Consider the following 13,193-nt stretch of genomic DNA (forward strand, 5'->3'; position numbering starts at 1 on the left):
AGGCCGCGCCTAATTACTCGAACCAGTGGGCTCGGGCGGCCATGATCAACTTGCCGGCACGCTCTTCGTCGATGCCGTCGATGTCGAGCAGGTCATCAATCGACTGCTCGGCCAGGTCTTCGCGGGTAACTACGCCGCGCACCGCCAGTTCCATCGCCAAATCCTTGTCCATACCCTCAAGCGAGAGCAGGTCTTCGGCCGGATGGGCGTCTGCCAGCTTTTCCTCAGTAGCGATGGCCTTGGTCAACAAACGATCCTTGGCGCGAGCACGAAGCTCATTGACGATGTCTTCGTCAAAGCCGTCGATGTTGAGCATTTCTTCCAACGGTACGTAGGCAATCTCTTCCAGGCTGGTGAAGCCTTCATCGACCAGCACCTGTGCCAGCTCTTCGTCGACTTCCAGCTCGTCGATGAAGTTGCGCAGGATGTCACCGGTTTCAGCTTGCTGCTTGGCCTGGATGTCCGATTCGGTCATCACGTTCAGGGTCCAGCCGGTCAACTGGCTGGCAAGACGCACGTTCTGGCCACCACGGCCGATCGCCTGGGCCAGGTTGTCTGCACCCACTGCGATGTCCATGGCATGGGCATCTTCATCGACGATGATCGCCGCGACTTCAGCCGGCGACATTGCGTTGATGACGAACTGTGCCGGATTGTCGTCCCACAGGACGATGTCCACACGTTCGCCGCCCAGTTCACCGGACACTGCCTGAACACGCGAGCCGCGCATGCCGATACAGGCACCTTGCGGGTCAATGCGCTTGTCCTTGGAGCGTACGGCGATTTTGGCACGCGAGCCCGGATCACGGGACGCGGCCATAACTTCGATCAGGCCCTCGGCGATTTCCGGCACTTCGATGCGGAACAACTCGATCAGCATCTGTGGCGCGGTACGCGACAGAATCAGTTGAGGACCACGGTTCTCGGTGCGGATTTCCTTGAGCAGGGCGCGCAGGCGCACACCGACACGGAAAGTCTCGCGCGAGATGATGTCTTCACGGGCCAGCAGCGCTTCGGCGTTGTTGCCCAGGTCAACGATGACATTGTCACGAGTGACCTTCTTGACGGTGCCGGAGATGATCTCGCCCAGACGCTCGCGATAAGCATCTACCACTTGAGCGCGCTCGGCTTCACGAACCTTCTGGACGATGACTTGCTTGGCGGTCTGGGCAGCAATGCGGCCGAACTCGATCGATTCGATTTTCTCTTCGATCACGTCGCCGACTTTGGCTTCAGGATGGGACTCCTGGATTTTGGCCGGCCATACTTCGATTGCCGGATCATCCAGATCCTTTTCCTCGACGACTGTCCAGCGACGGAAAGTCTCGTAGCTACCGGTGTGGCGGTTGATTTCCACACGCAGGTCGACTTCGTCGTCAAAACGTTTTTTGGTTGCAGTGGCCAGAGCCACTTCCAGCGCTTCAAAAATTACGCTGGCCGGTACGCCTTTTTCGTTGGATACCGACTCAACAACCAGCAGTACTTCTTTGCTCATCGTACGCCTCGCCTTTCGCAAGCCATTGGATCCGCGCGGTCCGCGGGACCCGGCACGTCTCAGTCAAAACTGGGAATAATGTTGGCCTTGTCGATCGAATCGATCGGCAACAGGAACTCTTGATTGTCCACCTGAACAACCACATCCTGCTCCTCCACGCCACGGAGAAGGCCCTGAAAGTTACGACGACCTTCAAAGGGCGTACGCAGCTTGATCTTCACTTGTTCGCCGGCATGCGAAGCGTACTGTTCCAAAGTGAACAGCGGGCGTTCCATGCCAGGAGAGGACACTTCAAGGGTGTACTCGGAACTGATCGGATCTTCGACATCGAGAACACCGCTGATCTGACGACTGACAATCGCGCAGTCATCAACCAGAATGCCTTCCTCTTTATCGATATAGATACGCAGGACCGAATGTTTGCCTTGAGAGATGAATTCGATCCCCCAGCATTGATAGCCAAGAGCCTCGACCACCGGGGCCAACAAGGCCTGCAACTGTTCTAGCTTGCTCGACACCTGAACCCCCTCGTGCATGCTATGCAAATAAAAAATGGGCAAAGCGCCCATCCCTGATACGCCGTTGAATACCGGCGCTATGACTGTTCAGCCAAGAAAAAGCCCCTGCAAAAGGGGCTCCGCTGATACTGGTTGCGGGGGCTGGATTTGAACCAACGACCTTCGGGTTATGAGCCCGACGAGCTACCAGACTGCTCCACCCCGCGACAAAGCTGGGGCGAAAGTATACGACCGAACCCTGTTAGGGTCAATCTAACCTCCACCTACAAGAAAGCCCGCTGTAGCGGGCTTTCTTGTTTCAATTGGTACCGAGAAGGGGACTCGAACCCCTACACCCTATGGGCACAACCACCTCAAGGTTGCGTGTCTACCAATTCCACCACCTCGGCAATACTACTTTGAAACCCGTTACTTCTGCTCTTGAGCGGGAGGAACATCGCCAGTGTTAGTGGCTTCGCTCTTCTGCTCCTGGAGCACCGGTACATCATCTGTTGCCGGCTTTTGCTGCTTCACTTCGAGTACCGCTGGATCTGGCAACCCTACCTGAGTCAGCTGATGAGCTTTCTCTTTAGCAAAGTATCCTAACCCAAGAGCAGTTAAGAAGAAAGAGGCAGCTAGTATAGCAGTAAACTTACTCAGAAAGGTAGCAGAACCTTGGCTTCCGAACACAGTATTTGAAGCACCTGCGCCGAAAGATGCACCCGCTTCCGCACCTTTACCCTGTTGCAGCAACACCAGCACTACCAAACCCAGTGCGCCCAACAGATGAAACACAACGATCACTGTTTCCAGCATTTTTCAGTTTCCTGCGGCGCGACAAATTGCACCGAATTCGTCTGCGTTCAGGGATGCCCCACCAATCAGGCCCCCATCGATATCCGGCATGCCGAACAGTTCAGCCGCATTGGCCGCCTTCACGCTGCCGCCGTATAGAAGCCGCACATTTTTCGCGACTTCGGCATTCTCTGCCGCCAGCTGTGCGCGGATGGCTGCATGCACATCCTGCGCTTGCTGTGGCGTGGCCGTCAGACCGGTACCGATGGCCCAAACAGGCTCATAGGCAATCACCGCATTGGTGAAGGCGTCAACACCGAAAGCTTCGATGATGCTGCCCAGCTGACGCCCGACAATCTCAAGCGTTTTACCCGCTTCGCGCTCTTCGAGGGTTTCCCCTACACAGAGCACCGGCTTCAAACCGCAAGCCTGTGCCGCAGCGAACTTGCGATTGAGGACTTCGTCACTCTCGCCAATGATCTGGCGGCGCTCCGAGTGCCCAATCAGTACCAGCCCGCAACCTGCCTCGACCAGCTGACTCGGTGCAATTTCACCGGTCAGTGCGCCTTGCTCAGGCTCTACCGCAGAATTCTGAGCGCCGACGGTAATCGACTTCCCGTGCAGCCCATCAATCACTTGATTGATGTACAGCGCGGGTGGAAACACCGCGACCTCAACACCGCTCGGCAGGACTTGATTGCTCAAGCCCTTGATCAGCTCAGCGACGCTGGCGCGGGTACCGTGCATCTTCCAGTTACCAGCTACCATAGGGCGACGCATGCTGTACCTCGTCGGTCAAAGTGGGCGCAGATGTTACCCAACCCGATCACGGCTGGCAAGCGTATTTCAAACGCAAACTTCACTTACCAGTTTTGCCAGTGCTTCGGCATGCGCACGAACCTGATTTTCGTCGTCGCCTTCGACCATGACACGCACCAATGGCTCTGTTCCGGACTTGCGCAACAACACGCGACCACGCCCGGCCATTTCCTCGGTCACACGCGCACTGGCCTCTTTCACTGCCGGGTGCTCCAGCGGGTCAACCTTGCTAGCGCCAAAGCGCACATTGATCAGCACCTGCGGGCACTTGCGCAGCGCCTGACGCGCCTGCGCCAGAGTCTCGCCACGACGCTTGAGCGCCAACAGCACCTGCAGGGCGGCAATGATCGCATCGCCGGTTGTAGTGTGGTTACAGCACACGACATGCCCGGAGTTCTCACCACCGATCACCCAGTCGCGCTCCAGCAACTCGGCCATCACATAACGGTCACCGACCTTGGCACGCACGAAGGGGATATCGAGGTCCTTCAGGGCCAGTTCCAGCCCCAGGTTGCTCATCAGCGTACCGACGACACCACCTTGCAGCTTGCCGCGCTCCTTGAGGTCACGAGCGATGATGAACAACAACTCGTCACCATCGACGATCGCCCCGGTGTGATCAACCATCAGCACCCGGTCGCCATCGCCATCGAAAGCGATACCCAGGTGGGCATGACCCACGAGAACGGCAGCCTGCAACGATTCGATGTGAGTCGAACCACAGCTTTCATTGATGTTCAGGCCATCAGGCTGAGCCGACAGTACCGTTACCTCGGCGCCAAGCTCACGAAAAACGCTTGGAGCCACTTTGTACGTGGCGCCGTGCGCGCAATCGATCACCAGCTTCAGGCCGGCAAAATCAGTGCTGGTCGGCACGCTGCTTTTACAAAATTCGATATAGCGCCCGGCTGCGTCGTTGATCCGCGATACCTTGCCAAGCTTGCTTGACTCAACCACGGTCATCGGCTGATCGAGCAATTCTTCGATCATCAACTCCACTTCGTCAGGCAGCTTGGTGCCCTGACCGGAGAAGAACTTGATGCCGTTGTCGTCGTGCGGGTTATGCGAAGCACTGATGACAATGCCCGCCTCGGCATGGAAGGTGCGCGTCAGGTAGGCGATTGCAGGGGTCGGCATCGGCCCGAGCAGCATCACATCAGCACCTGCGGCGGACAACCCGGCCTCCAGGGCAGATTCGAACATGTAGCCAGAGATACGAGTGTCCTTACCCACCAACACCCGACAAGCGCCCATTTTGCGGAACGCCATGCCCGCAGCCCAACCGAGCTTGAGCATAAAATCCGGTGTGATTGGATATTCGCCGACACGGCCACGAATGCCGTCGGTACCAAAGTATTTTCTGCTCATAGACGCTCCTTCACACTTACTCGGCGGTTTGAACCGCCTCAATCATTCGCACGATATCGGCAGTTTCAGCGACATCGTGAACGCGCAGAATACTCGCGCCCTTGGTCATCGCCAATGCAGCCAGTGCCAGGCTGCCAAAGAGCCGCTGCTCGACAGGACGATCCAGGGTCTGCCCGATCATGCTTTTGCGCGAAACACCCACCAACAGTGGACGCCCTAGGCGGTAGAGGGACTCCATGTGCTTGAACAGGCTGAGGTTGTGCGCAAGCGTTTTGGCAAAGCCGAACCCCGGATCAAGGATGATCCTCCCGGCATCGATGCCCACAGCAGCACAGGCAGCCATTCGCTGCTCAAGATAGCTCGCCACTTCAGCGGTGACATCGTCGTAATGCGGATTGTCCTGCATGTCACCCGGCTCACCGCGCATGTGCATCAGGCACACCGGCAGCCCCGTGGCCGCCGCCGCATCCAGAGCACCATCGCGACTGAGCGAACGCACATCATTGATCAAGCCGGCACCCAGGCGCGCCGCCTCACGGATAACCGCTGGCGTCGATGTATCAACCGAGATCACCACATCCAGTTCGCGATTGATCACCTCGACCATCGGCGCAACGCGCTCCAGCTCTTCAAGTGCTGAAACCGCTCGGGCACCGGGCCGCGTTGACTCGCCGCCGATATCAATCAGCGTAGCGCCTGCCGCAACCATCGCTTCGGCATGACGCAACGCTGCATCACGCTGATTGAAGCGACCGCCATCAGAGAAGGAGTCGGGGGTGACATTGAGGATACCCATGACATGGGTACGGGACAAATCAAGAACCCGGTTGCCGCAAGGCAACCGGGTTGGGTACTGCTGTGAGGTCATATAAACCCTTAGAGTTGCGCCGCTGGGCCGCCAATCGGCGATTCCGGACGATCACCCTGCTGCGCAGGAGTGCCCGAAGCGCCTGATCCACCTTCCCAGTCGCGCGGCTCACGCGGTGTGCGACCTGCCATGATGTCGTCGATCTGATCGGCATCAATGGTTTCGTACTTCATCAGCGCGTCGGCCATTGCATCAAGCTTGTCGCGGTTGTCGGTAAGGATCTGCTTGGCGGTCGCGTAGCACTGGTCGATGATGCTGCGCACCTCGGAGTCGATCAGCTTGGCGGTCTCACCTGAAACACTGGCGTGCTGCGAGCCTGCACTGCGACCCAGGAACACCTCACCCTCTTCCTCGGCATACATCAGCGGCCCAAGTTTCTCGGACAGGCCCCACTTGGTAACCATGTTCCGCGCAATCTGGCTGGCACGCATGATGTCGTTGGACGCACCGGTCGTCACGCCATCAAAGCCCAGGGTCATTTCCTCGGCAATACGACCGCCGTACAGCGAGCAGATCTGACTGATCAGTGCGCGCTTGGAAAGGCTGTAGCGATCCTCTTCAGGCAGGAACATGGTCACGCCCAAGGCGCGGCCACGCGGGATGATCGACACCTTGTAGACCGGGTCATGCTCAGGCACGACGCGTCCGACAATGGCGTGACCAGCCTCGTGATAAGCGGTGTTCTGCTTCTCTTTTTCCGACATGACCATGGTCTTGCGCTCGGCACCCATCATGATCTTGTCTTTGGCCAGTTCGAACTCTTTCATTTCAACCACGCGCTTGCCGCCACGCGCAGCAAACAACGAAGCTTCGTTGACCAGGTTGGCGAGGTCAGCACCGGAGAAACCAGGAGTACCACGGGCAATAACGGCAGGATTGACGTTCTCGCCAATCGGCACTTTACGCATGTGCACTTTGAGGATCTGCTCACGACCACGGATGTCTGGCAGGCCAACGACAACCTGACGGTCGAAACGGCCGGGACGCAGCAGCGCCGGGTCGAGTACGTCCGGACGGTTGGTCGCGGCGATGACGATGATGCCGTCATTCATTTCGAAGCCGTCCATCTCTACCAGCAGCTGGTTGAGGGTCTGCTCACGCTCATCGTGACCACCGCCCATGCCGGCGCCACGATGGCGACCAACGGCATCGATCTCGTCGATAAAGATGATGCACGGGGCATGCTTCTTGGCCTGTTCGAACATGTCACGAACACGGCTGGCACCCACACCGACGAACATTTCGACGAAGTCGGAACCAGAGATGGTGAAAAACGGTACTTTTGCTTCGCCGGCAATGGCCTTGGCCAGCAGGGTCTTACCGGTACCCGGTGGACCCACCATCAGTACACCGCGCGGAATACGGCCACCCAGGCGCTGGAACTTGCCCGGGTCGCGCAGGAACTCGACGAGCTCGCCGACTTCTTCCTTCGCTTCGTCGCAACCGGCGACATCGGCAAGGGTGGTTTTAACCTGGTCTTCGGACAGCAGGCGCGCCTTGCTCTTGCCGAAACTCATCGGCCCGCCCTTGCCTCCGGCACCGCCTTGCATCTGGCGCATGAAGAACATGAACACGGCAATGATGACGAGGATCGGGAAGCTGGCCACCAGCAACTGGGTCCAGATGGACTGCTGCTCAGGCTGCTTGCCTTCGACCACAACGTGGTTGTCGACCAGATCGCCGATCAGGCCGTTGTCCTGAATGGCCGGACGGATGGTCTTGAAGCTGTCGCCATCAGTACGCTTGCCGGTGATGACATAGCCATCGACCGCTACGCGCTCGACCTTGCCATCCTTGACCTGCTGAATGAAGTCGGAATAGTTGAGGGTCTGCGGCTCATTCGGGCTGGAGAAGTTGTTCATCACCGTCACCAGGACAGCGGCGATGATCAACCACAGGATCAAGTTCTTTGCCATATCGTTCAATTAGCTACCCTCTGAAGCCGGCTGACGGCGCAGCCGTGCCTCGCATGATATTCACCGGCCTAACTTACTACATAACCCACACATCTGCAGGCGCCGTCTGTAACCCTTTGTGAAACCTAGACTACACGATGTTCATCCAAGTCAGGCAGGACATCCGATTGGAAAAAACTATCGGATGCCCCGAAAGCCACCGGCTTGAAGCCTTACTCGCCGCGATAACCCCGTGCCAGCAAGTACTGCTCGCGGGAACGATCCCGCGAGGAATCCGGCTTGAGCATCTGGACCTTGTCGAATTTCTGACGAGCGTCCTTCAGGTATACGTCAAACCCTTCGCCCTGAAAAATCTTGATCAGGAAATCACCACCCGGCTTGAGCACCCGGGTCGCCAGATCGAGGGCCAGTTCGCACAGGAACATGGCCTTGGGGATATCCACGGCAGGCGTACCACTCATATTGGGGGCCATATCGGAAATCACAAGGTCTACATGCGAATTACCGACCGCAGCAAGGATCTGCTCCAGCACTTCGTCCTGGGTGAAGTCGCCCTGAACGAAGGTTACGTCCGGAATGCTGTCCATTTCGAGGATGTCGGAGGCAATCAGGCGACCCTGGCCACCGATCAGACGACTGGTCACCTGCGACCAGCCACCCGGTGCCGCACCCAGGTCGACTACGCTCATACCAGGACGGATGATCCGGTACTTCTCCTGGATTTCCAGCAATTTGTAGCTCGCACGCGAGCGATAACCGTCCTTTTGCGCCTTTTTGACGTAAGGATCGTTGAAGTGTTCTTTCAGCCAGCCAAGGCTTGTCTTGGAACGCGCCACTGGGCACCTCGATGATTAGGGTCGTGATTAACTGGGCGGATCCACGGGCCCTCGGGTAAAATGGCCGCCATTTTTACAGAATCAGACACAAGGGTCAGATTATGCCGCTCAATAACGAGCAGAAGAAACAGTACAAATCCATTGGCCACGATCTGAAACCAGTTCTGATTGTGGCAGGCAATGGGCTGACTGAGGGCGTTATCGCTGAACTCGAACGCGCTCTGGCCGATCATGAACTGATCAAGGTCGAGATTCGCTCGGAAGATCGGGAAGAACGTGCCGCCGCAATCGCCGCACTGTGCAAGGCCGGTCGCGCCGAACTGGTGCAGACCATTGGGAAAAAAGCACTGATCTACCGCCGCAACCCACAGCCGAACAAGCAGCTGTCGAACATCCATCGTTACAAGTGATGTTCGTTCCGGTCAGTGGCGCGCTTAGCGCGCCCTGCCCGGCACCGGCTGAGCAGCCAGTACGATACCGCTGATCCCCAGAACAGCGAAGCAGAACACCTGCCATCGCTCCCCTACGGAAACACCGTAGCGCAAGGTGTAGTAGCCGACACACGCGGTAAACCCTACCAGCAGCATCTGGCCGCTGAAGGTCTGCCACCAGGCCGCAACCCCCCTCAACCTCACCAATACCGCCAGCTGGGTCAGCAGGCCGACTGCTGCCACGCCGATCAACCAGCGGTCAATCTGCACGGCGATGTCCTGCACCAGCAACGGCGCCAGGCCACTGACCTTGAGCGCCGGCACCAGCCCGACGTGAAACACCCACAGGCCGCCAACCCAGAAGACCTGGGCCAGCTGCCAGAGGATCCCTTCGAGGGTTGGCGCCGGCAGGTACCGGTCAGATGTGTTTGACTTCGACAATCTCGTACTCGACCGTGCCACTTGGCGTTTTGACGACGACGGTATCGCCTTCTTCCTTGCCGATGATTGCACGGGCAATCGGTGCCCCGGCAGAGAGCTTGCCCTTCTTGATGTCAGCCTCGTCCTCACCCACGATCTGATAGGTCACCTGATCGCCAGTTTCGGTGTTCTCCAGATCCACGGTAGTACCGAAGATGACCTTCCCGGTATGGGGAATGGTGGTCACATCGATCACGACCGAGTTCTGCAGGCGGCCTTCGATATCACGGATACGCGCTTCGACCATGCCCTGCTCTTCACGGGCGGCATGGTATTCGGCGTTTTCCTTGAGATCACCCAGCTCGCGGGCCTCGCCAATTGCCTGACTCAAGCGCGGGCGCTCGGTCTTGCTCAGGAACAGGTGCTCCTCCTCCAGGGCGCGAGCGCCCTGGACGGTCATCGGGTATTTGGTAATGCTCATGCTTTGAGTCCTGCATGCAGATCCTGCAAGCGGCGAACGGTCTTTTCCGGACCGAATTTCAGCGCTTCACAGATGGCTTCACCGGCCGCAATGGTGGTGGTGCAGTAAATCTTGTGCTGCAACGCATTGCGACGAATCGAGTACGAATCGGCAATCGACTGGCGACCTTCGGTGGTGTTGATGATCAGCGACACTTCGTCGTTCTTGATCATGTCGACCACGTGCGGACGACCTTCGGTCACCTTGTTCACGCGACGCACTTTCAGGCCAGCCGCTTCGATCACCTTGGCGGTGCCGACAGTGGCAACCACTTCGAAGCCCAGGGCGATCAGGTCACGGGCAACGCCAGCCACTTGCGGCTTGTCGTCGTCGCGGACGCTGATGAACGCAGTACCGCCGGTCGGCAGTACTTCGCTGGCACCCATCTGGGCCTTGGCGAAGGCTTCACCGAAGCTGTCGCCGACACCCATGACTTCACCGGTGGATTTCATCTCAGGGCCGAGGATCGGGTCAACACCCGGGAACTTGGCAAACGGGAACACCGCTTCTTTGACGCTGTAGAAGTTAGGAATGATTTCCTTGGTGAAACCGATTTCCTTCAGCGATTTGCCAGCCATGACGCGTGCAGCAATCATCGCCAGCGAGGTGCCGATGCACTTGGAGACGAACGGCACGGTACGCGACGCACGCGGGTTGACTTCGATCACGTAGATCTTGTCGCCCTGCAGCGCCAGCTGCACGTTCATCAGACCGACCACGCCCAGCTCCAGGGCCATTTTCTTGACCTGCTCACGGACTTCGTCCTGAACATGGGCTGGCAGCGAGTACGGCGGCAGCGAGCACGCCGAGTCACCGGAGTGAACACCAGCCTGTTCGATGTGCTGCATGATCGCACCGATCACTACGTCCTTGCCGTCACAGACCGCATCCACGTCCATCTCGATGGCGCAGTTGAGGAAGTGGTCGAGCAGTACCGGGCTGTCGTTGGAAACCTGTACAGCCTCACGCAGGTAGCGCTTGAGCTCGTCCAGCTCGTAGACGATTTCCATCGCACGGCCGCCCAGTACGTAGGACGGACGCACCACCAGCGGGTAACCGATAACACCGGCAGCCCGAATCGCTTCGTCTTCGCTGCGTACAGTGGCGTTTGGTGGCTGCAGCAGGTTCAGGCGCTGAACCATTTGCTGGAAGCGCTCACGGTCTTCCGCGCGGTCGATAGCGTCAGGGCTGGTACCGATGATCGGCACGCCGGCTTCTTCCAGGGCACGCGCCAGTTTCAGCGGGGTCTGGCCACCGTAGTGAACGATCACGCCTTTTGGCTTCTCGACGCGCACCACTTCCAGCACGTCTTCCAGCGTCAGCGGCTCGAAGTACAGGCGGTCGGAGGTGTCGTAGTCGGTGGAGACAGTTTCCGGGTTGCAGTTGACCATGATGGTCTCGTAACCGTCTTCACGCAGCGCCAGGGCGGCGTGTACGCAGCAGTAGTCGAACTCGATACCCTGGCCGATACGGTTAGGACCGCCGCCGAGGATCATGATCTTGTCGCGCGTCGACGGGTTGGCCTCGCACTCTTCCTCGTAGGTCGAGTACAGGTAGGCGGTGTCGGTGGCGAACTCGGCTGCGCAGGTGTCAACGCGCTTGTAGACCGGGAACACTTCGAGCTTGTGACGATGACGGCGCAGGTTCTTGTCGGTGATACCCAACAGTTTGGCCAGACGCTGGTCAGAGAAGCCTTTGCGCTTCAGGCGCAGCATCATGTCTTTGTCGATCGCCGACAGCGCGAGCGTCTTGACCTTCTCTTCTTCTTTGATCAGGTCTTCCATCTGCACCAGGAACCAGTGGTCGATACCGGTCAGGGCGAAGATTTCGTCGCAGGTCATGCCCGAACGCATGGCGTCGGCGACGTACCAGATACGCTCGGCACCCGGCACAGTCAGTTCGCGCTTGAGCACGCTGGCAGCGTCAGGGCTGGCCAGATCGACTTTAGGGTCCAGACCGCAGACACCGACTTCCAGACCGCGCAGGGCTTTCTGCAGGGATTCCTGGAAGGTCCGGCCGATGGCCATGACTTCACCCACAGACTTCATCTGGGTGGTCAGGCGGGCGTCGGCTTTCGGGAATTTTTCGAAGGCAAAACGTGGCAGCTTGGTCACGACATAGTCGATCGACGGCTCGAAGGACGCCGGGGTGCGACCGCCAGTGATGTCGTTCTGCAGTTCGTCGAGGGTGTAACCAACGGCCAGCTTGGCGGCGATCTTGGCGATCGGGAAACCAGTGGCTTTCGACGCCAGGGCCGAAGAACGCGATACCCGCGGGTTCATCTCGATCACGACCATGCGGCCGGTGTCGGGGCAGATACCGAACTGCACGTTGGAGCCGCCGGTTTCCACACCGATTTCACGCAACACCGCCAGCGAGGCGTTGCGCATGATCTGGTATTCCTTGTCGGTCAGGGTCTGCGCCGGCGCAACAGTGATCGAGTCACCGGTGTGCACGCCCATCGGGTCGAAGTTCTCGATCGAGCAGACGATGATGCAGTTGTCCTTTTTGTCGCGGACCACTTCCATCTCGTACTCTTTCCAGCCGATCAGCGATTCGTCGATCAGCAGCTCTTTGGTCGGCGACAGGTCCAGACCGCGAGCACAGATTTCTTCGAACTCTTCACGATTGTAAGCAATGCCGCCACCGGTGCCGCCCATGGTGAAGGACGGACGAATGATGCACGGGAAGCCCAGCTTCTCGAGCACGGCATTGGCTTCTTCCATGCTGTGGGCGATACCGGAGCGCGGGCACTCCAGGCCAATGGCCTTCATCGCCTTGTCGAAGCGCGAACGGTCTTCGGCTTTGTCGATGGTGTCGGCGTTGGCACCGATCATTTCCACGCCGAACTTTTCCAGGACGCCTTCGCGCTCCAGGTCCAGGGCGCAGTTCAGGGCAGTCTGGCCACCCATGGTTGGCAGCAGCGCGTCAGGACGCTCTTTCTCGATGATCTTGGCCACCGTCTGCCACTTGATCGGCTCGATGTAGGTGGCGTCGGCCATGGCCGGGTCGGTCATGATGGTGGCCGGGTTGGAGTTCACCAGGATGACGCGATAACCCTCCTCGCGCAGGGCTTTGCAGGCCTGGGCGCCGGAGTAGTCGAATTCGCAGGCCTGGCCGATCACGATCGGGCCAGCGCCGAGAATCAGGATGCTTTTAATGTCTGTACGTTTTGGCATGGGTATCACTCAATTCCGCAGGTCAGTCGGCAAGCCGCTTTGAACAATC

The 13,193-nt window shown here is 58.5% G+C and carries 12 protein-coding genes and 2 tRNA genes; 1 reads left to right on the forward strand and 13 read right to left on the reverse strand.

Features of this window, described 5'->3' with window-relative positions; all coding sequences use genetic code 11:
• Positions 1-13: 13 nt before the first annotated feature.
• From nusA to rlmE, 10 genes are all read right to left on the reverse strand, one after another.
• Positions 14-1,495, reverse strand: a complete 1,482-nt coding sequence (nusA, locus tag I5S59_RS19330) for a transcription termination factor NusA (RefSeq protein ID WP_197878054.1) — start codon at positions 1,493-1,495, stop codon at positions 14-16.
• A gap of 59 nt (positions 1,496-1,554) precedes the next feature.
• Positions 1,555-2,013, reverse strand: coding sequence for a ribosome maturation factor RimP (gene rimP, locus I5S59_RS19335; protein WP_197878080.1), 459 nt, complete (start codon positions 2,011-2,013; stop codon positions 1,555-1,557).
• A 129-nt stretch (positions 2,014-2,142) separates the two neighbouring features.
• A tRNA-Met gene (locus I5S59_RS19340) sits at positions 2,143-2,219 on the reverse strand.
• Positions 2,220-2,316: 97 nt separating this feature from the next.
• Positions 2,317-2,402, reverse strand: a tRNA-Leu gene (locus I5S59_RS19345).
• Positions 2,403-2,421: 19 nt separating this feature from the next.
• Positions 2,422-2,808, reverse strand: coding sequence for a preprotein translocase subunit SecG (gene secG, locus I5S59_RS19350; protein WP_197878055.1), 387 nt, complete (start codon positions 2,806-2,808; stop codon positions 2,422-2,424).
• Between the two features lie 3 nt (positions 2,809-2,811).
• On the reverse strand, positions 2,812-3,567 hold the full coding sequence (gene tpiA / locus I5S59_RS19355) for a triose-phosphate isomerase (protein WP_197878056.1): 756 nt from the start codon (positions 3,565-3,567) through the stop codon (positions 2,812-2,814).
• Positions 3,568-3,633: 66 nt separating this feature from the next.
• Positions 3,634-4,974, reverse strand: coding sequence for a phosphoglucosamine mutase (gene glmM / locus I5S59_RS19360; RefSeq protein ID WP_197878057.1), 1,341 nt, complete (start codon positions 4,972-4,974; stop codon positions 3,634-3,636).
• A 16-nt stretch (positions 4,975-4,990) separates the two neighbouring features.
• Complete coding sequence (gene folP / locus I5S59_RS19365) at positions 4,991-5,842, reverse strand: dihydropteroate synthase (protein ID WP_197878058.1); 852 nt, start codon at positions 5,840-5,842, stop codon at positions 4,991-4,993.
• 8 nt (positions 5,843-5,850) lie between these two features.
• Positions 5,851-7,758, reverse strand: a complete 1,908-nt coding sequence (ftsH, locus tag I5S59_RS19370; protein ID WP_197878059.1) for an ATP-dependent zinc metalloprotease FtsH — start codon at positions 7,756-7,758, stop codon at positions 5,851-5,853.
• Positions 7,759-7,970: 212 nt separating this feature from the next.
• Positions 7,971-8,594, reverse strand: coding sequence for a 23S rRNA (uridine(2552)-2'-O)-methyltransferase RlmE (gene rlmE, locus I5S59_RS19375; RefSeq protein ID WP_128323015.1), 624 nt, complete (start codon positions 8,592-8,594; stop codon positions 7,971-7,973).
• Positions 8,595-8,695: 101 nt separating this feature from the next.
• On the opposite strand from rlmE, the gene yhbY reads away from it, so the two are divergent.
• The gene (gene yhbY, locus I5S59_RS19380) at positions 8,696-9,004 is read left to right on the forward strand and encodes a ribosome assembly RNA-binding protein YhbY (RefSeq protein ID WP_038606752.1); all 309 of its coding nucleotides are present in this window, start codon (positions 8,696-8,698) and stop codon (positions 9,002-9,004) included.
• A gap of 24 nt (positions 9,005-9,028) precedes the next feature.
• Here yhbY and I5S59_RS19385 read toward each other — a convergent pair whose 3' ends face one another.
• From I5S59_RS19385 to carB, 3 genes are read right to left on the reverse strand one after another with little or no spacing between them, the layout of a single operon-like run.
• Complete coding sequence (locus I5S59_RS19385) at positions 9,029-9,466, reverse strand: MFS transporter (protein ID WP_197878060.1); 438 nt, start codon at positions 9,464-9,466, stop codon at positions 9,029-9,031.
• Positions 9,444-9,926, reverse strand: a complete 483-nt coding sequence (gene greA, locus I5S59_RS19390) for a transcription elongation factor GreA (protein ID WP_197878061.1) — start codon at positions 9,924-9,926, stop codon at positions 9,444-9,446. Before greA ends, I5S59_RS19385 begins: the two co-directional genes overlap by 23 nt.
• Positions 9,923-13,144 carry a carbamoyl-phosphate synthase large subunit gene (carB, locus tag I5S59_RS19395; protein WP_128323017.1) on the reverse strand — a complete coding sequence of 1,074 codons (3,222 nt, stop codon included), beginning with the start codon at positions 13,142-13,144 and terminating at the stop codon, positions 9,923-9,925. The genes greA and carB overlap by 4 nt, the downstream gene beginning before the upstream one ends.
• Positions 13,145-13,193: the final 49 nt, after the last annotated feature.

It is taken from the genome of Pseudomonas alkylphenolica (assembly GCF_016009175.1).
GTDB classification, from domain to species: Bacteria; Pseudomonadota; Gammaproteobacteria; order Pseudomonadales; family Pseudomonadaceae; genus Aquipseudomonas; species Aquipseudomonas alkylphenolica_B.

Coding starts and splice junctions, on each gene's coding strand:
- nusA (WP_197878054.1), bottom strand. CDS start 1,495: ATGAGCAAAGAAGTACTGCTGGTTGTTGAGTCGGTATCCAACGAAAAA.
- secG (WP_197878055.1), bottom strand. CDS start 2,808: ATGCTGGAAACAGTGATCGTTGTGTTTCATCTGTTGGGCGCACTGGGT.
- tpiA (WP_197878056.1), bottom strand. CDS start 3,567: ATGCGTCGCCCTATGGTAGCTGGTAACTGGAAGATGCACGGTACCCGC.
- glmM (WP_197878057.1), bottom strand. CDS start 4,974: ATGAGCAGAAAATACTTTGGTACCGACGGCATTCGTGGCCGTGTCGGC.
- folP (WP_197878058.1), bottom strand. CDS start 5,842: ATGACCTCACAGCAGTACCCAACCCGGTTGCCTTGCGGCAACCGGGTT.
- ftsH (WP_197878059.1), bottom strand. CDS start 7,758: ATGGCAAAGAACTTGATCCTGTGGTTGATCATCGCCGCTGTCCTGGTG.
- yhbY (WP_038606752.1), top strand. CDS start 8,696: ATGCCGCTCAATAACGAGCAGAAGAAACAGTACAAATCCATTGGCCAC.
- greA (WP_197878061.1), bottom strand. CDS start 9,926: ATGAGCATTACCAAATACCCGATGACCGTCCAGGGCGCTCGCGCCCTG.
- carB (WP_128323017.1), bottom strand. CDS start 13,144: ATGCCAAAACGTACAGACATTAAAAGCATCCTGATTCTCGGCGCTGGC.